This window comes from Paraburkholderia sp. RL18-085-BIA-A (assembly GCF_046027075.1).
Classification (GTDB): domain Bacteria; phylum Pseudomonadota; class Gammaproteobacteria; order Burkholderiales; family Burkholderiaceae; genus Paraburkholderia.
The window spans coordinates 31,370-52,177 of record NZ_JARESU010000061.1 but is presented as its reverse complement, the minus strand read 5'-3'; the positions used below and the strand labels follow the sequence as shown (position 1 = coordinate 52,177).

The 20,808-nt window shown below is 60.4% G+C and carries 14 protein-coding genes; 3 read left to right on the top strand and 11 right to left on the bottom strand.

The window, feature by feature from the left end; all coding sequences use genetic code 11:
- Nucleotides 1-209: 209 nt before the first annotated feature.
- The 4 genes from P0D89_RS31155 to P0D89_RS31140 all read right to left on the bottom strand — a co-directional run bounded on the left by P0D89_RS31155 (nt 210) and on the right by P0D89_RS31140 (nt 6,383).
- Nucleotides 210-1,391 carry a glycosyltransferase gene (locus P0D89_RS31155; protein WP_408361642.1) on the bottom strand — a complete coding sequence of 394 codons (1,182 nt, stop codon included), beginning with the start codon at nt 1,389-1,391 and terminating at the stop codon, nt 210-212.
- 98 nt (nt 1,392-1,489) lie between these two features.
- On the bottom strand, nt 1,490-2,359 hold the full coding sequence (locus P0D89_RS31150) for a glycosyltransferase family 2 protein (RefSeq protein WP_408361641.1): 870 nt from the start codon (nt 2,357-2,359) through the stop codon (nt 1,490-1,492).
- Entirely contained in the window at nt 2,356-2,862 is a 507-nt protein-coding gene (locus P0D89_RS31145) for an LbetaH domain-containing protein (protein WP_408361647.1), read from the bottom strand. Before P0D89_RS31145 ends, P0D89_RS31150 begins: the two co-directional genes overlap by 4 nt.
- Nucleotides 2,863-4,136: 1,274 nt before the next feature.
- Nucleotides 4,137-6,383, bottom strand: a complete 2,247-nt coding sequence (locus tag P0D89_RS31140) for a polysaccharide biosynthesis tyrosine autokinase (RefSeq protein ID WP_408361640.1) — start codon at nt 6,381-6,383, stop codon at nt 4,137-4,139.
- Nucleotides 6,384-7,324: 941 nt separating this feature from the next.
- Here P0D89_RS31140 and P0D89_RS31135 point away from each other — a divergent pair.
- From P0D89_RS31135 to P0D89_RS31125, 3 genes are all read left to right on the top strand, one after another.
- Complete coding sequence (locus P0D89_RS31135; RefSeq protein WP_408361639.1) at nt 7,325-7,549, top strand: hypothetical protein; 225 nt, start codon at nt 7,325-7,327, stop codon at nt 7,547-7,549.
- A 315-nt stretch (nt 7,550-7,864) separates the two neighbouring features.
- On the top strand, nt 7,865-9,292 hold the full coding sequence (locus P0D89_RS31130) for a cytochrome P450 (protein ID WP_408377666.1): 1,428 nt from the start codon (nt 7,865-7,867) through the stop codon (nt 9,290-9,292).
- 436 nt (nt 9,293-9,728) lie between these two features.
- Entirely contained in the window at nt 9,729-10,997 is a 1,269-nt protein-coding gene (locus P0D89_RS31125) for a hypothetical protein (RefSeq protein WP_408361638.1), read from the top strand.
- Nucleotides 10,998-11,080: 83 nt separating this feature from the next.
- Here the strand turns inward: P0D89_RS31125 and atzF are convergent, their stop codons facing one another.
- From atzF to P0D89_RS31090, 7 genes are all read right to left on the bottom strand, one after another.
- Entirely contained in the window at nt 11,081-12,886 is a 1,806-nt protein-coding gene (gene atzF, locus P0D89_RS31120; RefSeq protein WP_408361637.1) for an allophanate hydrolase, read from the bottom strand.
- 18 nt (nt 12,887-12,904) lie between these two features.
- On the bottom strand, nt 12,905-16,504 hold the full coding sequence (gene uca / locus P0D89_RS31115; protein ID WP_408361636.1) for an urea carboxylase: 3,600 nt from the start codon (nt 16,502-16,504) through the stop codon (nt 12,905-12,907).
- 174 nt (nt 16,505-16,678) lie between these two features.
- Entirely contained in the window at nt 16,679-17,320 is a 642-nt protein-coding gene (locus P0D89_RS31110; protein ID WP_408361635.1) for an urea amidolyase associated protein UAAP2, read from the bottom strand.
- A gap of 16 nt (nt 17,321-17,336) precedes the next feature.
- On the bottom strand, nt 17,337-18,041 hold the full coding sequence (locus P0D89_RS31105; protein ID WP_408361634.1) for an urea amidolyase associated protein UAAP1: 705 nt from the start codon (nt 18,039-18,041) through the stop codon (nt 17,337-17,339).
- 16 nt (nt 18,042-18,057) lie between these two features.
- Complete coding sequence (locus P0D89_RS31100) at nt 18,058-18,849, bottom strand: ABC transporter ATP-binding protein (RefSeq protein ID WP_408361633.1); 792 nt, start codon at nt 18,847-18,849, stop codon at nt 18,058-18,060.
- Nucleotides 18,846-19,658 carry an ABC transporter permease gene (locus P0D89_RS31095; RefSeq protein ID WP_408361632.1) on the bottom strand — a complete coding sequence of 271 codons (813 nt, stop codon included), beginning with the start codon at nt 19,656-19,658 and terminating at the stop codon, nt 18,846-18,848. The genes P0D89_RS31100 and P0D89_RS31095 overlap by 4 nt, the downstream gene beginning before the upstream one ends.
- 35 nt (nt 19,659-19,693) lie before the next feature.
- Nucleotides 19,694-20,764 (bottom strand): putative urea ABC transporter substrate-binding protein, encoded by a 1,071-nt coding sequence (locus P0D89_RS31090; protein ID WP_408361631.1) that lies wholly within the window; start codon nt 20,762-20,764, stop codon nt 19,694-19,696.
- Between the last annotated feature and the right edge of the window lie 44 nt (nt 20,765-20,808).

Below are 20,808 nucleotides of genomic sequence, written 5' to 3'. Positions count from 1 at the left end.
TTGCGCTTTGACGAGACCAGGCCTGATGGGACACCGCGCAAGGTCCTCGACGTATCGCGTCTGAGCAGCCTTGGCTGGTCGCCCTCGATCGACCTCAGAACCGGAATCGAGGCCACCTATCGTGCGTTCCTCCGCGATGCAAGCCAGAATGAAGACAAGGTCCCGATGACCTGATGGCTGACAGGACATCGCCCAATCTTGCAGCGCGCCTATCCAATCGGTCGGGATACACAAAGTGACGCGTCGATGCCGCCAACCAGGGCGACGTAGTTTTGTGCAACGCGCTTCACGTGGTAACGCTCGTTGAAGCATCGCTCCGCTGCGGACCTCATCGCAGCCTTGTCTTCGTCTGACATCGTTGCCCAACGCATCAAGAGCCGGGTGATTCCCCCCTGTGTGTCTTCATCGGCCAGCCCGGCGCCATCGGCCACCACCTCCGGCCAGACGCCCACCTTGTACGTAAGCAGTACCGGTACCCCGCACGCCAGCGCTTCCGAAACCACCAGGCCAAAATTTTCTTGATGCGAAGGCAGCACCAAAACATCTGCGCAGCGCAATAGCGACCATTTGTCGGAGCCTTTGACCAATCCAGTCCACGTGATCATGTCGGCAATGCCGAGTTCGGCCGCCAGGTCTCGCAGTTTTTCCTCCAGTCCGGAATCGTCCGGGCCTGCGATGACCAAATGGTAGCGATGTCCCATGCTTTGCAAATCCCGGAAGGAGCGGATCAGCAAATCGCATCCCTTCTTCTCATGAATTCGCCCGAGGAAAAGGATGATTCTTGTTTTGTCGAGAGCGCGTGCCGAGCGCCATTGCTGGACGTCGACGCCCCGCGCCGCAGGCGGCGGCGCGGTTCCGATGACCACTACGGTCTCTCTCGCCTTATACAGTGGAAACGCCTTCCGCGCCAGTTCGCGTTCGCTTTGAGCCGTGAACAGAACAGCCTTCGCACCACCGATTAAGTGACGTTCGATGATCGTCCAGTAAACGAGCTTCTTCACATACTTCAGAGGATGCGCGTTGTTGAACCACGGATCTAGCATGCCGTGCGGCACGACGAAGTAAGGGATTTTCCGCGGACGCAACGCGACCAGTGCGGCCGCACCATGAAACTGCCACAACCCGTCCACGACGATTGCATCGTATTCTTTTGCATGAGCAGTGAGCCATCGAATGAGCGGCAGGCTGAACGCATACTTCCCGGCCTGGTGTCCGAGTCGTATGACACGTCCAAAGGCGGCGTCGTCCTGATCGACATGCGTTGGTGCATCCAGGCATACCACGTCAACGCTATGTCCTGAAACGCCTAGCTCCGCGGCCAGTCGCTTGAGGACTTCGGCGGGTCCACCGTATCGTGCATCGATGGATGAGATGATATGAAGTGTTCTCAATATTGTTCTCCCCTGCTTTGCGGCGTTCTGTCACGCGCCAGCTGGTGACCGATTATCGTGGCATTCTGAACGCGCCGCGTGCCGATCGATCCCGTTGCTCAATTCTCGGCATTGGCGCTTAGCTCTGGGCTCTCCGCCCGTGTCTGCGCGATTTTCGATTTTTCGCGGACCTTCAATACGATGAAGTATTCATAGATCGACTGCAGAACCGCATACATGAAGCCCGGACGTCCGTCTAGAAAACCGCGACGCACGAGATAGAGAAAAACGAACTTCAGAATCGGCCGGCACGGCAGCTCGTAGAAGAGACGCTTTTGATGGTAACGTCGAGTTTGAAAGCTTTCCCCGAAAAAGGCTTTGGACAAGCTGAGCCTATCCCGACTCCCGGCATTCAGCAGAAATTGATCAGCTTCGAGCGAACTGTAGGAGTTATGGCGCGCGACCCAATGCGAGATCCCTTTGCTAAACGGGTAATGATCAAGGAATTGCGAGAGCTGTTCCGTCTTTCCGTTCACCACGGTGACCGGGTTGACGAGCCGCTCGTAATGAATGTATTGCGGCTTGAAGAGACGTACGAAGTAAGGCGACGCCTGGACATGCTTAAGCCATCTCCCATTCAAGAAATCCCGGCGTCGAACCTGAAACGCAACTGCATCGGTCGGCTCGGAGACCACCTTCACAATTTCATCGGCAAGTGCGGCAGGAACGCGTTCGTCGGCGTCGAGATACAGTACCCACTCGTGCTTGAACTTGATGTTGCGTAAGCCCCAGTTCTGATGAGTGGACCAATCATCGAATGTCCGGCACATGACCCGGGCGCCGACACCGCGGGCGATTGCTACCGTTCCGTCGGTACTGTACGAGTCGAAGACCTGAATATCGTCGCACCATCCGATGACCGTCTCCAGGCAGCCCGGCAAGTCCTGCTCTTCGTTTTTCGTCAGAACGAGTACCGATATCCCGCTCATCTTGTCTCTCCCGGCCTGGTCCTGGTAGATACCTTCCGCGCGGGCATTCCGGCATAGACCGTCCACGCGCCAGACAAGCTACGCGTAACGACGGAGCGCGCCCCGATCACGGCTCCGGGCGCGATTCGAACGCCTGGGCAGACGAAGGCTTCCGAACAAATCCATACGTCGGGTCCTATTTCAATCGGCTCGGCCGTCAACTGAAACGATGGGTCATTGAAATCATGACTGCCAGTGCACAGTTGTGCGCCTTGCGATACCACGGAACGTTCGCCAAGCGAAATACGCTCGATAGAATAGAGGTTGACGCCATCGGCCACGCCTGCGAAATCGCCGATGGAAAGGTTCCATGGCGCCCAGATCTTCACGTGTGGATAGACATGAACCCCTGTACCGATCTCGGCCCCGAAAAGCCTCAACAACAGACGACGCCACCCGTGAGCAACGCGTGGAGTCGGTGCGAACAAGAGACGGTAGACGATTCCCCACACGACTCTTGCCATTCTGTTCGACAAGGAAAAGGAAGGCCCTACTCGCGAATTTACGCCCTTAAGGATCATTTTCTTACGAGAGATAGGTTGATGACTGTCACCATGGCCCGGCGGCAATCGGATGACGCAGCAATAGCCCAGCTGCATACCGTTCATGCGTTAACCATAAACACAACGACCGATTCGGCTTTCTTACTTGCGTTGCAACTTGCCTCTGCCAGACCACCCTGACTCATTGATCGGCGACAGGCTTTGCCCCTCAATTCGTCATCGTATGCTGACGCCTCTCGCCCGGGAAGATTTGGCGGAAACTCTCAAGCTTTTGGCGGCCTGCAGGGCCGAGCGCAACACGCTCCTGTGCATGCGCGGAACGCAGCGATGGAGCGGCACGTCCGTCGGACAAGGTCTTGCCGACATCAGTCAATGTGCGCTCGGCGCTTGCGCGTACCGTTACTCCGCAAAAGAGCGCAGCCAGCGGGGTGAGGAATGTCATTTGCAGAGACTTGCGCCAGCTGCATTAAAGATTTTTTCCATTGACCGTTGATCGCTCGGTGTACATGCAAAATTGAAAATGTTCAATAAAATAGCCGCGCCACCTACTATGTGTCCGGCGCATTCGGAACCTCCACGACTGGCTGCCGACAGAATCGATCCGGAAGGCAACGATGCGACACCGTCCGATCCCTACCGGCCCTCCATGCGACCGATTCGGCTAGCAGCTTTCGCAGGATCAGTTGGCGACAATTCGATGCATCGGGAGGTCTGCCACTTAAGTTTTCGTTCAATTACCTTGACCGGCTTCCGCGCGAGATCGATGCGGACCTGGTGTACTTTACCTGCCCTCCGTACCTTGCCCAGGTGACGGAGAACTACAACTATCTTTTAACGCTGTGGGACCTCAACCATCGGGAGCAGGTCGATTTTCCGGAGATTCGGGTGAGCGGGGAGTTCGAACGCCGCGAACATCTCTATAGATCGACATTGAACAAGGCAACGGGCGTCGTTGTGGGCTCCGATGCCGGCCGCGACAATGTAGTCAGACGCTACGGCGTCGATGGGGAAAGGGTCCACGTTGTACCATTCTCGCCAGCGGTCGGTACGCTATTGTCTGACGATGAGTATTGGGAGAAACACATCGATATCAAAGCCATGTACGGATTGCAATACGACTATGTCTACTATCCTGCGCGGTTCTGGCCACACAAGAACCACGTCTACATCTTGCGAGGACTGCGGATGAAATCGAGGTTCCCGCCTGTGAGACCTCATCGCTTCCGATAGCCACCTCATGCGGTGATGTCATCGTGCTTGCCACGTCCGCGGGTATAACGAGTCGCATTGCCGTACCTTGATCCGTACCCAAACCGATCGTCTGGAACATCGGTGAACAGCGTTCCGCTGACCGTCACCCCACTATCCCTTAGCCGATTCAGCGCCTCCGACTCTTCGCTGACCGGATGCATTCCGTGACGCACGACGAGAAGAGTGGTACCGGCCTGTTTTGCGAGCAGAGTGGCGTCGGTGACTGCCAGCACGGGAGGAGTATCGACAACTACGGCGTCGTATCGCTCAGAGGCCGCACGTAGGATTTCCGTCAGCCGCACGCTAGCAAGGAGGTCTGCCGCATTCGGCGATACGCCGCCCCGCGGTATCAGGTCGACGCCATGCATGACGTCTCGGATGACGACTTCGTGGAGATGTGCGCCGCGCAGCAACTCGCACAGACCGGGGCCGCTTTGTGGAGTGAAGGATGCATGGATGTTCCCCATCCTCATGTCTGCATCGATGAGAAGCACGCGCTTCCCGCCGGCTGCCAATACAGCGGCCAGGTTCACGGCAATGAACGATTTGCCGACGCCAGCACGGGAACTCGTAACGACCACCACATTGTTAGCAGGAGATGCGCTTGCCGACTGAAGGGCCGTCCTGAGGCTACGAAGGCCTTCCACGGCCGGGTCACCAGGCGCCCTCGCCGCCAGGACATGAAGGCCTGAGATCCTCCGTCTCATCATCTCTTGCAACCGCACCTGACGCTCGCTGTGGGGAACGACGGCACAGACTCGGACGCCCAAGGCGCGTTCGATTTCGACGCCCCGTTCGACACCGCCGCGCAGGGTCTTGTTGAGGATAGCCACGGCGAACCCTAGCAAAACACCCAACACCGCAGACAGAGCAAGGATCACCCGCCAGTTGGGCTTGACGGGGTTTTCCGGCGGCACGGCGACATCGACAATCCTCACGTTGCCGACATTGCCGGCTTTGACAACCCTCAGCTGTTGCGCGCTGTTAAGCAGATTCGTATAGAGATCGCTGTTCACACGAACGTCGCGCATCAGCCGCAAGGCCGCTAGCTCGGTGTCGGGAAGCATCGAGATGCGGCGACTCAAGGCATTTCGCGTGGCCTGCAAATCTGTGATTTTCGCGTCGATGGCGGCGAGCAGCGGATGTCCTGGCGTGTAACGCTGCGAGACGTCCGCGCGCTCCTGTTGCAATGTCCTCATGCTTGCATCCATATCGACGAGTTGCTGCAGAAGCAAACGACTCTCCTCTCCCAGGTCCACCGTGCCCTTGCTGTTGCGAAAGGCGTTATACCGGTCTTCCGAGCGCTGTAGCTCTTGCCGCAGCGTGGGCAGCTGACTCTCGAGAAACGTGAGGGAGTGTGCCGCTTCGGAGGACCTTCTTGCCGAGTCCTGGGCCACGTATTCCTGCGCGATCTTATTGACAACATCAGATACGCGTTCCGGATCTAGTCCCTCCAGAGATATGCGAATCATCCCCGATTGGGGTTTCGTTTCCAGAATAGACAACGCGTTCTGTATCCCGAGGATCGTCGCTTGAACCGAATGCCGTACGACCGTGAATTCGGCGCCGGCTCGCGCTACCATCGTAGTTATCAGGATCCGCGCCTCGCTGTTAGCGAGCCGGATCACCAGCTCCGTGCCGACCTTTCCCCGCCCTAACAGCTTTCCGTTCGGAGAAAGCAGTTTGAACGATCCATCAGGCCCGGCTCTCACCCGAAACTGCCGGTCGACGTCGGAGCGCGGAACCTCAAAACGGGCGACGTCGATGCGCTCTCCTCCCCAAGCAAAACGCGTCAGCCCGAACGGCGCACCGTTAGCGTCCGTTTGCTTTCGCAACGCTACAAGCCATTTCCCAACGATCGGGAAGTAACGGGGGCGCGCAGTAACCTCGAGCTGCAACTGTCGCACCGCCTCCCCCACGACAAGCCGTGACCGGATCAACTCCATTTCCGAATCGGCACCTGCTTTCACCTTGGAGTCAAAGAGCGAGGCAAGTCTTCCCAATGCCTCGTTGTCAGGCGAGCTCGAAGTCCGCGAGTCGATCTGTACGAGCACATCGGCACGGTAGAACGGCGTCTGCAGCGCAGCGTAAAACACTCCCACGCCGAAGACGGCGAGCGCCACTACGCATATTAGACGCCAGCTGTTGGCGACCACTTGCAGATACCCGGAAATTGCGGTCGCGTCGTCTTCGAGCCGATCGGGATGTGAGGCTTGCTTGCTTGGGAACATAGAAGTCGCCAAATGGATGCATTTTGCGTTCGACAACACGAGGACTCAGACAGTCTTGATTCCGTCCCATTGCGAATTGCGCTTTGAGCTACCCACGGCACCGCTTTCGCCAGTTTTGCGCGAAGAGCGATATCGGAATGGGTATATGGCAGCCGGCCGAAGCACCAGGCGAACTGTTGACACGGCTCATTTTGTTCACGGCCCCGCTCATGCCACTTTATGTAGCTGCCTGGGCGCCCACAAGAAAAGGACGGAAATCGGCAAGACGATGTCGGCTGGGGGGGCAGATATCGGTAAGAAGAATCACTGCACCCCCCGACTCGTGGCGGCGCGCAGCAAGGTTTTGTCTGCAGCCTGAAAGGAAATAGCATGTACAACTGATCGGATCGGCCACATCAGAGATGCTTAGGTACAAAACCACTCCTTGACCATCAACGGTTGCGTCGCGATAAGGACGAAAGGACGCTTAATGTCCGATATGAGGAGGACTGCTTATGTCACAGGCGAATAGAATTTTTGGGCAGCGGTTCGCGCAACGCGATCGTCCTTCATCTGCCCCATCCTGATCACGTACATCCAGGTTAGATAGGACCGATCTTCGCTTATGGGCAAGACTGGGCCTGTCAGATTTTGATCGACAATGCGCGGTTCTATCTCGACGCGTATCACGTCGACGGCCTGCGCTATGACGAAGTCAGCGCAATCGTGAATCGTGTCGGCGAAACGTTCGCGCTACACCTGAGCGCAATCGTGCGCGCGACGCGCCCGCGAAAATCACGATCTGACCTACGCGGGTCATAACGGCGCCGCGCGACTGACGTTTCTCGCGGATTCCGCCGACCGGCGCTCGTGGTATGCACACAACCACGTGCGCACAGTCACGACCCTATTGCTGTGCGCGCCAGACATTCCATTGCTATTCAAGGGCTGGGAGTGTTGCCGTGAGTTTCGACGAAATTCGCAAGCCGGCGTATCAGATGCGACCGCCGTCGGCGACGACGCGGCACGAAGTATGGAATAGCGACGTCGATGACGTCTATCCGAATCCCTCACCGGTTGGCAATGGTGGCAGTTTCGACGCATTGGGGCTGCCATTGGATGGTTTTGCGGCGTCCGGATGGCACGCGGTGCCCGCGAACGGCGCACTCCTATTAGTGAGGGGCTGACCGCGGCCAGCGACTGTCTGACTGTCGTTCGCTTCAGGCGGTCTACAGTTAGCAAAACGGATAGTTCACGAACGGCGGAACGGCAGCCCTTCCGAGTCAAGCGGTGGAAAGGCCGGGGGCACCATCGATGCAGGCATTGACCATATGTGAGCGCCTAAACTTAGTATCACGCGGCCAAAGGCGAATTTCTCAACGCCTGCATTTTCGATTAGCGGCTGCGATTTGCAAGCCGTGATCTATTCTCTACAAGAGCGTTCTACACGCCCATTGTCTTCGCACTGTGGCATGCGAAGCGGAGGAGAAGCGGAGGAGAGTATGGCGGACCTTCAACTCGACGCCAACCAGATCTCGCGCACGGTCGCGGATCTACCATGCCCGCACGGTTTGCCCCTTCTGGGCAATTTGTTGCAAATGCCACCGGCGAAACTTCACCTGATTCTGGAGCAATGGGCGAGGCGATTCGGGTCGCCATTCAGGGTTCAACTGGGCACGATTCCGGTCACAGTGTGGACGCAGGCAGATCTGTTCCAGACCGTCATGCGCGAGCGTCCGCACCTGTATCGACGCTTTTCGCCAATGGAATCCGTGATGGCGGAGCTTGGCGGAAACGGACTATTCTCCGCCGAAGGCCCGGCGTGGGAACCGCAGCGCCGACTCGTCATGCGCGCACTGTCCTTTTCCAACGTCAAGGCTTTCTATCCGTCTCTGGCAGTCATTACCGAGCGTTTTCTCGCTCGCCTGCAGCAGGCGGCAAAGGAGCATAGAACGCTCGAAATGACGGAAGAACTCAAGCGCTACACCGTTGACGTGACGAGTACGCTCGCCTTCGGCGAAGACCCGCATACCCTCGAACGGGAACAAGGGGTGATCCAGGAGCAGCTTGCCCTCATCCCCCCCGCACTCATGAGGCGCGTCACCGCGCTCTTTCCATACTGGCATTACGTCACGCTTCCCCAAGACCGACGACTCGCGCGGGCGATGGTGGAGGTGCACAGCTACATTCAGAAAATGATCGAACGGGCGCGCGAACGCATGCGCCAATTGCCTGAGGCGCCACCGCACAACCTGCTAGAAGCCATGCTTGCCGCGCACAACGAGCCCGATTCAAAGGTTACCGACGAACAGGTATCGGCGAACGTCCTCACGCTTCTGGTCGCGGGAGAGGACACGACGGCTAATGCGATTGCCTGGGGGCTCATGTACATCGCCGCAGATTCGCGTTTGCAAAACCGGCTATTCGAACAGTCGCGTGAGGCACTCGGTGAGTCAAGGATCTGTCCCGATTACGACGCATTAAAGTATCTCGACCTATGCGAGGCGGTATGCAGCGAGGCGCTCCGATTGCGGCCGGTTGCCGCAATCCAGACGTTCGAGCCACTCACTGACGTGTGCCTGGGAGGTGTTGCAATACCGGCAGGAACACGCATGCTATTTCTCGCGCGTCCAAGCATGCTGGACCCACGGAATTTCGTGCATCCAGAAACATTTGACCCTGATCGTTGGAAGCATCCGCGAGACCCGTCGGAGGGTGCGCATGAACAGAAGGCGTATCTGACATTCGGAGCAGGGCCTAGAGTGTGTCCGGGTCGATACCTCGCAGCGGTCGAGATGAGGCTGGTCATATCGATGTTGATGAGGAACTTCAAGATCGAACTGACAATTGATCCGGCCGAGATTGAAGAGGTTTCCGCGTTCACGATGGTGCCGAACAAAATGCCTGTGAGACTTGAGCCTCGTGCCTGATTTGCCCAGCTGTCCAAACCAGCTCGCGAGTACTTCATGACGAGGCGTTATTAATCAAGCCATCGTTTAAAAGAGCAGTCTCGAATTCCCGACATTAGAACCTCGGCCTATTCTCGGTCCTCCCGACCGTCCTTCACTCGATCGACACGGAGCGTCCAATTCACCTAAATGCGACATCAAAAGGCGCGAAATGACGTGGTTCATTTGGTTCGCTTTCTGATTGCATCTGTTACGCTAAATTACATGTAGCAGACAATGTGAAGCGATTTGTTAATCATGTATCGCCATCCGGGTTCGCGCGATTTGCACAGTCCATGTTTTTCGCGGGACTCGACCGGGTCATCCCGGCCAATCGATACGTTTCTAGCGAGGCGCTTGCTCCTGAAGTGATGCGGTGTACCCAATTCCTCTTTTAACTTCCAGGGCGGAGCACGACATGTCGACGGGATCGAGTTCACGATTGTTGCTCGTCATTGGTGTCTTCCTGATACTGACCGCTTGCGGCGGAGGCGGAGGCGGGAGCAGCGGCACGGGCGCTACGGGTGCCGCCGCCGCTAGTGGCGCCTCCGGCACCACCGGCTCTACGGGCTCTACTGGCTCGGACGGGGGAACGGGAGCGGCGAGCCCCGCGTCAGGCGCATCAGCCCCCAGCACTACGACGCCGACGATGGCCGCGGCGACACCGGTGATCGACGGTACGACGCTCGGTGATGCCCTCTGGCCTGCGGGCTCAACGTCGTCGGGCGGCCTGGGCCAAGCTGTGAGCGGACTCAACTGCACGCTGCGTAGCACTGCCTACACGTACACCCATCTGTCCATCTACCAGGACGGCCGCCTGCTCACGCTGCCGGGCAACGTCGGTGTGGTCGAGCCGACCATGGCTGCCCCGACGGGCTGCGCGTATCCGCTACACACGGTTGATTCGAGCGGGAAAATTCACATGGACGCGACCACTAATGCGTCATACACGCTCGGTCAGTTCTTCGCGATCTGGGGTGAAACGCTTGATGCGTCCAATGTCGCCGGAGTGACCGGCTCGCCAATCACGATCTACGTGAACGATGGCGGCACTCTCACGCAATACACGGGCGATCCTGCAAGTCTTGTGCTACCTCCGCACGGCGAGGTGACGATTGAAGTCGGCACGCCTTTGGCTCAGATCCCGACGTACACATGGACCGATCCGCCACCCTTCGATCCGAACCAGATCGCGCTCGTGTTCCTCGGTGTGGTGGGGAACAACTTCTGGCCGGCGGGCAACACGTCGACGGGTGGCACCGGTTCGCCAGTGGACGGTCTGATCTGCGCGCCCAACATGAGCGCGCTGTATCACGTCCATGCGCACCTCGCTATTTTCAAGGACGGCCAGTGGCTCGCGATGCCCGCCAATGTCGGCATTCTGTCGCAGTGCGACTATGAAATGCACACGCACGACCAGACCGGCATCATCCACATTGAAACGCCGACCTTCAAAAGGTTCACCCTTGGCCAGTTCTTCGATATTTGGGGTCAACCGCTTAGCAGCACGAACGTGGCCGGCGTGACTGGGAACGTGGTCGCCTACATCAACGACAACGGCGACTCGCGCCGCTATATGGGCGATTTGCGCGACATCGAGTTGACCTCGCTGCGCGACATCACATTGCAGATCGGCACGCCGCCAATTAGCACACTGGCCACCTATTCGTGGTACGAGCCGCAGTGATTGAGCGTGACGTGGCGGACGCGTGATCGTCCGCCAGTCGCTTCTAACGTGGCAAGTGGTGCGCGGTCAATACGACGCGTACGTCATCTGCGCTCGCTGGCGAGCCATGCTCGCCAGCCGCCAAACTTTGTGATGTCGGCCCCGAGCTCGATGCCATACCCTTCGCACACGAAGCCGGTTACCCACGCGCCATTCGCCAGTTCGACCTTCCCAAGCGCAAGCGGAGAGGGAATGGTCGCGATGAACGAGCCCAATTCCAGGCTGGGCATCTCCCAGACCTCGATGGCGATCGCCGTGCCGCCGTGCGCTACTCGCCACATGCCGGGCCGCCTCGTGCCGTCCGGCGTAGCTGCCAGCGCAGACAACCGATAGCGCGGAGCAGTTTGCGTCGCCTCCACCAGCCGCGCGCCGCGGCAGACCAGGTCGCGATTGAGCGGCAGACCCTCCATGTGGGCGCCGCACACCGCGATGCGCATCCGATCGTTGGCCGCCGTCGACCGCTTGCTCGTATCGGGCTTGCCGCCCCCCACGCATTCGACACCGCTGATTCGCTGCAGCATGTCGGCCACGCTCAACAGATACTGATCCGTGAACGCGCGCCCGAACACGGTCACGCCCCACGGCAGGCCATTCTTCATGAACCCGGTCGGCGTTGCGACGGCCGCGTAGTCGAGCAGATTCATGAAGTTGGTGTAGTAGCCGAGCAACGAGTTTGGCCCGATGGGGTCGCGCTCCAACTCCGCCAACGTGACGGGACGCGGATAAGTCGGCGTGAGAACGAAGTCCAGTGATTCGAGCGCGGCGTCGCAGATGCCCTTCAACGCTTGCAGGCGGTATTGCGCGCGAAACAGTTCGACGGCGGTGGCGCCCGGCGCTTTCGCCAGCACGTCGCGGATGACCGGCAACACGGCCTCCCCGTTCGCTTCGATCAACTCGCCAGCGACGTTGTAGCGCTCTGCGACCCACGGGCCTTGATAGAGCAGATTCGCCGCTTCGACGAACGGCCCGAAGTCGATTTCGACGGCCTCGCCGCCCGCGGCTTCGAGCATCGCGCGCGCCTTCGCAAACAGTGCCGGGCTTTCGGCACAGCCCGCGAATTCGAGTCGCGACGGCACGCCGAAGCGGAATGCGGCGAGCTTGCCGAACGCGCGTGCGTTGTTCCATTGCGGGTTCTTGCGGCTGTATGCATCTCGTGGGTCGGCTTGCGCGGTGAGCGCCAGCAGTTCGCTGGCTTCGCGTGCGGTCGCGGTGAAATAGGTCACGCAATCCAGCGTGCGGCACGCCGGCACGACGCCGGCGGTGGACAGCAAACCCTTGGTCGCCTTGAGTCCGACGAGATTGTTCAGCCCTGCCGGCACGCGCCCGGAGCCCGCCGTGTCGGTGCCGAGCGCAAAACTCGCGACGCCCAGCGCGACGGCTAGGGACGACCCCGCGCTCGATCCGCCCGACGGATAGTCGGGATGCACGCTGTTGCGGCACTTGCCGTACGGTGAACGAGTGCCGTTCAGGCCGGTGGCGAACTGATCGAGATTGGTCTTGCCGAGCGGCACGGCGCCCAGTGAGATCAACTGCGCGACGAGCGTAGCCGACTCGGCCGGCGTATAGGCGAACGCGGGACACGCGGCCGTGGTCGGAATCCCGGCCAGATCGATGTTGTCCTTGATCGCGAACGGAATGCCGTAAAGCGGCAATGATTCGATATCCTGAGTGTCCAGCCAGTCAAGATAGGGCGCGACTTCCGCTTCGCTCAGAAGGTGAATGAACAGATGAAACTCGGGATTCAGTGCAGCGGCTTTCGCCAGAAGCTCGCCGATCAGCTTGCGCGGCGTGAGCGTCCCGGCACGGTAAGCGGCGCGCAGCGAGGACAGGCGCAGATCGAATGAAGACATAGATGTTTTCTCCGGAAATCAAAGATGTTCGATGACGGCAACACGCTGTCCTGCGCGTACCGCAGAGCCCGGCGCCACGTGAATTTCGCCGACGGTCCCCGCACACGGTGCGCACACGGAGATTTCCATCTTCATCGACTCGATGACGAGTAGCACGTCGCCTGCCTCGACCGTATCGCCGGAACTCACGCGCACCTGCCAGAGGCTGCCCGCAATTTCGCTGTCCACCGCAGTTTCCCCATCTTTCAGCGGCGTCAGTTCCGCGCCCTCGGTGACCGGCGCGTCGAAGCTCTCCTCCGCCGTTCCCGCCTCGCGCCAGCGCTCGCGTTCGGCCTGAAACGCGGCTTGCTGCCGCGCGCGGAATTGCTCGATGCCGGCGGATTCGCGCGTCAGAAACGTTTGATAGTCGGCCAGCGACAACTCGGTTACCTCGATCTTCAACGGATATCGCCCGAGCGGAAAGTCCGCGCGAATGCGCAGCAGTTCGTCGGCAGGCACTTCGTAGAAGCGGATCTGGTCGAAGAAGCGCAACAGGTATGGCCGCCCGGCGAAATCCGCGAGTTCGCGGTAGCGGTTCCACATCTGCAACGTGCGGCCGACGAACTGGTAACCGCCTGGCCCCTCCATCCCATACACGCACAGATACGCGCCGCCGATACCGACCGAGTTCTCCGCCGTCCACGTGCGCGCCGGGTTGTATTTGGTGGTCACCAGCCGGTGGCGCGGATCGAGCGGCGTCGCGACCGGCGCGCCGAGATACACGTCGCCGAGCCCCATCACGAGATAGCTGGCATCGAAGACGATCTGTTTGACGGCATCAATGGAGTCGAGGTCGTTGATGCGGCGGATAAACTCGAGATTGCTCGGACACCAGGGCGCGTCCTTGCGCACCGTGGTCATGTATTTGTCGATCGCGAGCCTGCACGCGGGATCGTCCCACGACAGCGGCAGGTGCACGATCCGCGAAGGCGCGCGCAAATCCTTCTGCAACAGGACGTGCTGCCATGCGCGCTCGACGATCGCCACCAACTGTGGCAGAGGCAAAGTTTCAGGCTGATAGTGAATCTGCAGTGAGCGGATGCCGGGTGTGAGATCGATCACACCCGGCAGCGCCATCGCTTCGAGCGACTGCATCAGTGCATGGCCGCGAAAACGCAATACGAGATCGAGTTCCGCCGGGCCGATTTCGAGCAGCAGATGCGTGTCGCCGGAAACACGTGCGACGAGCCGTTCGCGATCCGTTCCGGTATCGAGCACGATCGGCGATGTAAGCGCTGCCGCCTTCGTGACTGCCGGTTTCGCCTCGATTTCGAGCGTCTGCAATTCACGCAAACGTTGGCGCGCGGCCTCGCGCGCCTCATCGATCCGCACCGGCACGAAACGTACCTTGTCACCGGCTTTCAACTGGCCGATTTGCCAAAGGTCCGCCTCAATGATCGTCACCGGACAAACGAAGCCGCCAAGGCTCGGGCCGTCGGGTCCGAGAATCACGGGCATGTCGCCGGTGAAATCGACGGCGCCGACCGCATACGGGTTATCGTGAATGTTCGACGGATGCAGTCCCGCCTCGCCGCCGTCCTCACGCGCCCACTCCGGCTTCGGTCCGATCAGACGCACGCCGGTGCGGCTGGAGTTGAAATGGATCTCCCATTCGGTGTCGAAAAACTGCTCGATATAACGCGGACTGAAGTACTCCGGCGAGCCGTGCGGACCGTAAATCACGCGCAATGTACGCACGGTTTCCAACCCAGGGACGTTGGCAAGCACCGCGCCCGCGCGTTCGTCCTGCAACGGGTGAAGATGCAGTACATCACCCGCACGCAGCGCACGCCCGCCATGTCCGCCGAACTGGCCGAGCGTGAAGGTGCTGCGGCTGCCGAGATACACCGCGACATCGAATCCGCCGCGCACGCACAGGTAGGCTCGCGCGCCCGCGCCACGGATCGTGCCGAGCGCGAGCGTAGAACCGGCGGCGACAAAGAGAGTCGTGTTCAACGGCTGTTCGATATCGTCGAGCAACACGGACAAATGCGCGCCCGTCACAGCAACGACCGCATCCGTGTTGAAACGCAAGCTCGGCCCGCTCATGGTGATTTCGAGCGCGGCAGCGTCCGCGACATTGCCGAGCAGCCCGTTGCCAAGCCGCAGCGCACGGTCGTCCATCGGACCCGAAGGCGGAATGCCGACAGCCCAATAGCCGAGACGGCCCGGATAATCCTGCACGGTCGTCTGCGTGCCGCCGCTGACCACCTCGATCGTGCTCGCCCGATACTTGAGCCCTTCGAGACAGCGCGTCCACGGTTCGCCCGATGCGAACGGCTGATCGTCGAGGATCTGCCGCAGATAGTCGCGATTCGTCTCCACGCCGTAGATGCGAGTGTTCCTCAACGCGTTATTCAGCGCAAGGCGTGCCGCGTCGCGCGTCGGCGACCACGCGATCACTTTCGCCAGCATCGGGTCAAAGTAGGGCGGCACTTCGCACCCCGCTTCCACCCATGTATCGATGCGCAGCGCGCGGCCGTCGGCGCGCGGAAACTCGATGTCGGTCAGCAAGCCCGGGCTCGGCTTGAACTCGCGGCCCGGGTCTTCGGCATAGAGCCGCGCCTGGATCGCGTGGCCCTGCGGCTGCAATTCCATCGCGAGTTCTCGCAACGGCGCGAGCGTGCCCGCGGCCAGTTCGATCATCCAACGCACGAGATCCACGCCCCAGACCTGCTCGGTCACGCCGTGCTCGACCTGCAGGCGCGTATTCACCTCGAGGAAATAGAACTGCTGCGCGGCACTGTCGTAGACGAATTCGACCGTGCCGGCCGAGCGGTAATTCACCGCCTTTGCAAGCTTCACGGCGGCGGCGCACAATGCGGCCGACATGCCGTCCGGCAAGCAGGGTGCAGGGGTTTCCTCGAGCACCTTCTGGTTGCGCCGCTGCACCGAGCAATCGCGCACACCCAACGCGATCGCATCGCCACAACCGTCGCCGAAGATTTGCACTTCGAGATGCCGCGCCCGCTCGATGTACTTTTCGAGGAACACGCCGGCATCGCTGAAGTTATTCTGGCCGAGGCGCTTGACCACCTCGAAATGCGCGCTCAGTTCCTCGACGTTCCAGCACACCCGCATGCCGATGCCGCCGCCGCCCGCGGTGCTTTTCAGCATCACCGGATAGCCGATCACCGCTGCCGCTTCGAGCGCCGCGGGCAGATCGTCGAGCAAGCCGGTGCCTTCGAGCATCGGCACGCCCTCTTCCGCCGCGATTGCGCGAGCCGTGTGCTTCAGACCAAAGGCCCGCAATTGCGCGGGCGTCGGTCCGATGAACGCAATGCCTGCCGCTTCGCACGCTTCGCCGAAGCTTGCGTTCTCCGACAGAAAACCGTAGCCCGGATGGATCGCCTGGACGTTCTCACGGCGAGCGATCTCGAGAATCTTGTCCATATCGAGGTAAGTGGCCGACGCCGGGCCATCGCCGAGACCGTGCGCGATGGGCGCCTCGCTCACGTGAAGGCTCGCGCGATCCGCTTCCGCGTAAACGGCGACACCGGTGACTTCGAGTTCGCGCAGCGTTCTAAGGATGCGGCACGCAATCGCGCCGCGATTGGCGATCAGGATTTTCTCGAACATGAAGGGAATCTTGATTCATGGGCGGGCCGTCCCGCCACGTGGGAATGCATGCCGCGGTCGTCCGCGGCAGAGGTCCGTGTCAGCGATCTGCGTGGGTCAGTTGTTCGCGCGTGCAGGTGCAGCATCGTCCGGAGCGAACCAGCATGACGAAGTAAAGCCAGTTGCGGATACGCTTCAATTCCATATCAGCAACTCCGCGGGCGTCGGGTTATAGGCATTGCACGGATTGTTCAATTGCGGGCAGTTGGAAATCAGCACGATCACATCCATTTCCGCGCGTAATTCGACGTACTTGCCTGGCGCCGAGATGCCGTCTTCGAAGGTCAGACCGCCTTCGGACGTCACCGGCACGTTCATGAAGAAGTTGATGTTCGCGCCAATGTCGTGCTTCGACAAACGTCCGTCGTGAGCACAGGCGCGCAGGTAGTTATCGCGGCAGCTATGCATGTAGCGCTTTTCCAGCGCGTAGCGCACCGTGTTGCTCTCCTGCGCGCAAGCGCCGCCGAGCGTATCGTGACGCCCACAGGTATCGGCGACGATAGTCAGCATCGGCTTGCCGAGGTTCGAATACAGCACAGTGCCCGTCGTCAGGTACAGGCTTTTCTGCCGGCGCAGCGTGCGTTGCGGGTCGAAACGTTCACGCGGATCGGCGAGACTGTAGAACAGCGTATCGACGGCCTGATTGCCTTCCAGATCGAGAATGCGCAGTGTCTGCCCAGCCTTCAGTTCGTGAAGCCACGGTTCTCCGGCCGCGAGTGTTTCGCGAAACACCGCGTGCTCCGGCCGTTTATCGCTGACTGTAAGCGTCGTTGTCATGGGGTCGGGGCTCCGCTCAAAGAAAGAGACGATCGGTATTGATGAAACCGCGTACGTTTTCCTCGCATGCGGTTCGGCAGAGTTCTGCGACGCCGCGCTCCGCGTGGCTCAACGCAAGCTTGACCGGTTTGGGCGCATATTCCGGATGCGGATCGAGCGGATGCTGGATCGCGGTGAGCACGACGAGCGTGTTCATCGGCGCATACAGGTCGACGTAGTCGCCGGCCTTCGAATTGCCGGGCACGAAATTCAGCGCGCCCTCGTCCGTGACATCGACACGGCTAAAGAGATTGAGCGTCATCAGCAGGTCCCGGATGTCGAGCCCCCACTTGCCCAGCTCGACGAGCAGATTGTCGGTGCCATTGCGATAGAACGCGTTGCGCAGTTCCTGATAACGGCCCATACCGTAGCGTTCGCGGACTTCGTCCGCATTCGATACGCCGCCGATGCTGTCGTGCCATCCACAGGTGTCCGCCACGATTGCGGCGAGCACGCGGCCCATATCGGAGTACAGGCAATGGCCGGCCGTGAGTTTCGCCGTGTGCTGGCACTTCAGCGTGTCGGGCAGGTTGAGCCGTTCACTCTTCTCGTTTGCATTGATCAACATGACGCTGACGTTCGCGCCGCCGCGCAGGTCGGTAATGCGCAACGACTGCCCGCGCTTGACGATCAACGATGCATGGCCGCCGCCGGGGACGGTTTCTTCGAGTAGCAGATCCATGGGGTTAAGACTCCTGTCAGGCTGAGACCGCTTCGACACGGGACGCGCCTTCCACCGCGGCCCGGGCCATATGGAGGGACGACGCCAAGCCGCGGCTGTGGTCGAGCGGAATGTTGTAGGTGATGCGCGCGCCGTAGGCGCCGGGTGCGTGAGGATCGACACGGACTTTGTCGAACACCAGCACGCGGCTGCCGAGCGTGAAGCCTTCCTTCAGGTCGTGCGTGACCATGAAGATCGTCAGCTTCGATTCGCGCCACAGACTCAGCAGCAATTCGTGCATGTCCTTGCGGATGCCGGGATCGAGCGCGCCGAAGGGCTCATCGAGCAGCAGCACGCGCGGCTTCATCATCAGCGCCTGGGCAATCGCCAGGCGCTGTTGCATGCCACCCGACAGTTGCTGCGGATATTTGTCCAACGCCGCGCCAAGGCCCACGTGTTCCAGCATCGCTGCGGCCTCGTCACGCGCCGCACGCCGTCGCGCACCGAACAGCCGGCCCGTGAACTTCGCGCGCGGCAATTCGAGTCCCAGCATCACGTTGCGGATCACCGTGAGATGGTCGAACACCGAATAGCGCTGAAACACCACGCCGCGATGTTCATCGGGTTCGCCGGGTAACGGTTCGCCGTCCAGCAGAATCTCGCCACGCGTTGCGCGCTCCTGGCCCAGCAACAGCCGCAGAAAGGTGGACTTGCCGCAGCCCGATGCGCCGACCATCGAACAGAACTCGCCCTCTTCGATGCGCAGGTTCAATCGTTCGAGAACGACCTGATCGCCGTATTCCTTCCAGACGTTGCGAACTTCGATCATCGTGCGCCCCCATACCAGGGGAACGACCATTGCGTCAGGCGGCGCAGCAGTTCGTCGATGAGCCACGCGAGCAGCGTGATCCACGCGACGTAAGGCAGGATCACGTCCATCGCGAGGTAGCGGCGCACCAGAAAGATGCGGTAGCCGAGGCCGTCCGTCGCAGCGATCGCTTCCGCCGCGATGAGAAAGAGCCACGCCGCGCCGAGCGACAAACGCATCGCCACCAGCAGACGCGGCAGCAATTGCGGCAGCACTAGACGCAGAATCAGCGTCCAACTGGTTGCGCCGAGCGTCTGCGCCTTGACCCACATCTCGGCCGGGATTTCACGGGCCCGCGAATGCAGGTCACGGATGATCATCGGAGTAATGCCGACCACGATCAGCACCACCTTCGACAATTCGTCGAGGCCGAACACGATGAACAGAATCGGCAGCACCGCGAGCGGCGGGATCATCGAGATCACCGTGATGAACGGTGAAAACGTGGCGCTCGCCAACGGCAACGATCCCGTCGCGATGGCCGCCACCAGCGCAATCACGGCGCTCACGACGAGGCCGATGCCGAGACGCCGCAAGCTCGATACCGTATCGGCCCACAGCAGATACTCGCCCGTGCGCTTGTCCTCGGTGAAAGCGACCTCCTTGATGGCCTCGCTCATCTGCGTCGCGCCCGGCAGCAGCTTGTCGTCGGGGTTGGCCTTGAGCCGCATCGACGACCCGGTGAAATACACCGCCATCAGCACGATGAACGGCAGCAACAGCAGCATCAAGCCGCCGCTTCGGCTGGGATGTCGATTGATGAGTCGCATGGATGGCCGCCTTGTCGAATGCGTGGGTGTTCGGCTCAGAGCTTTCCGGCCGCCGCCATTTCGACGTAGGTCGGATCGAACCGCAGCTTGACGTTGCTCTTGTTGCCGATCACGACGCCCTTATCGAACGCCATGCCGACCACGTCCGCGCTTTTGGCATCCTGTCCGAGCAGACCGTGATCGAACGAGAACCTGGCGACGCGCGTCATGATCTTCGGCATGTCGGGGCTGGTGACGAAATCGAGCGCGGCTTTCGGCGTATAGAACAGCGCGGTCGTCGACAGTTGACCCTTGAAGCCCGAGAGATCGGTGCCCGATGCTTTGGCCATCGCGGTGAGCGCGGCGGTGCTGTCGCCGTTGTTGGCGTGCATCAGCGCGACCATCTCGAACCATGCGCCGGTCAGCGCCTTGCCGAGTGCGGGGTTGTCGTGCAGGGTCCTGGTGTTGACCACCATCATGTCCATGATTTCGCCGGGGATCTTGCTGGAGTCGAAGACCTCGGTGACGTTCGGCTGCGCCTTCAGGTCAGCGAGCATCGGGTTCCACGTCACCGCGTTGTGGACCGCGGGCGTCGCAAACGCGCCGGAGATGTCCGCATCGGACGTATTCACCACCTTGAGATCGCGCTCGCTCATATGCGCGCTCTCGAGAGCGCGCGCCAGCAGGTAGTGCGAAACGGAGAACTGGACCAGATTGATCTGCTGGCCCTTCAGGTCGGCAATCTGCTTGCCCTTGCCCTTGATGAGCACGCCATCGTTGCCGTTCGAATAGTCGCTGACGATCAGCGCCGTCGAATCCACGCCGCCCGAGGCCGGAATGGTCAGCGCATCCATATTGGTCATCGCGCAGCCATCGAACTTGCCGGCAGTGTACTGATTGATGGACTCGACGTAGTCGTTCAGTTGCACGACATCGACGTTGATGCCATATTTTTTGGCCCACTTCGACACGATGCCCTGGGTCTTTGCCTGACCCCACGGCATCCAGCCGGCGTAGATGGTCCAGCAAACCTTGAAGTCGGTACGGCCTGCGGCAAACGCGGAAGTAGAAGCGAAGGTGGCGAGGGAGACAGCGGCGATGCCGAGAAAGCGAACGAGCTTGCGCATGAGGTTGACCTCGGAAGGGACGGTTAGCGACGGCAGGGAGCAGC

Bases quoted from the DNA above. Each gene is read 5' to 3' on its own strand.
- uca (WP_408361636.1), bottom strand. From the start codon at position 16,504: ATGTTCGAGAAAATCCTGATCGCCAATCGCGGCGCGATTGCGTGCCGC.
- P0D89_RS31090 (WP_408361631.1), bottom strand. From the start codon at position 20,764: ATGCGCAAGCTCGTTCGCTTTCTCGGCATCGCCGCTGTCTCCCTCGCC.
- atzF (WP_408361637.1), bottom strand. From the start codon at position 12,886: ATGTCTTCATTCGATCTGCGCCTGTCCTCGCTGCGCGCCGCTTACCGT.
- P0D89_RS31105 (WP_408361634.1), bottom strand. From the start codon at position 18,041: ATGGATCTGCTACTCGAAGAAACCGTCCCCGGCGGCGGCCATGCATCG.
- P0D89_RS31140 (WP_408361640.1), bottom strand. From the start codon at position 6,383: ATGTTCCCAAGCAAGCAAGCCTCACATCCCGATCGGCTCGAAGACGAC.
- P0D89_RS31110 (WP_408361635.1), bottom strand. From the start codon at position 17,320: ATGACAACGACGCTTACAGTCAGCGATAAACGGCCGGAGCACGCGGTG.
- P0D89_RS31130 (WP_408377666.1), top strand. From the start codon at position 7,865: ATGGCGGACCTTCAACTCGACGCCAACCAGATCTCGCGCACGGTCGCG.
- P0D89_RS31095 (WP_408361632.1), bottom strand. From the start codon at position 19,658: ATGCGACTCATCAATCGACATCCCAGCCGAAGCGGCGGCTTGATGCTG.
- P0D89_RS31145 (WP_408361647.1), bottom strand. From the start codon at position 2,862: ATGGCAAGAGTCGTGTGGGGAATCGTCTACCGTCTCTTGTTCGCACCG.
- P0D89_RS31100 (WP_408361633.1), bottom strand. From the start codon at position 18,849: ATGATCGAAGTTCGCAACGTCTGGAAGGAATACGGCGATCAGGTCGTT.
- P0D89_RS31125 (WP_408361638.1), top strand. From the start codon at position 9,729: ATGTCGACGGGATCGAGTTCACGATTGTTGCTCGTCATTGGTGTCTTC.
- P0D89_RS31150 (WP_408361641.1), bottom strand. From the start codon at position 2,359: ATGAGCGGGATATCGGTACTCGTTCTGACGAAAAACGAAGAGCAGGAC.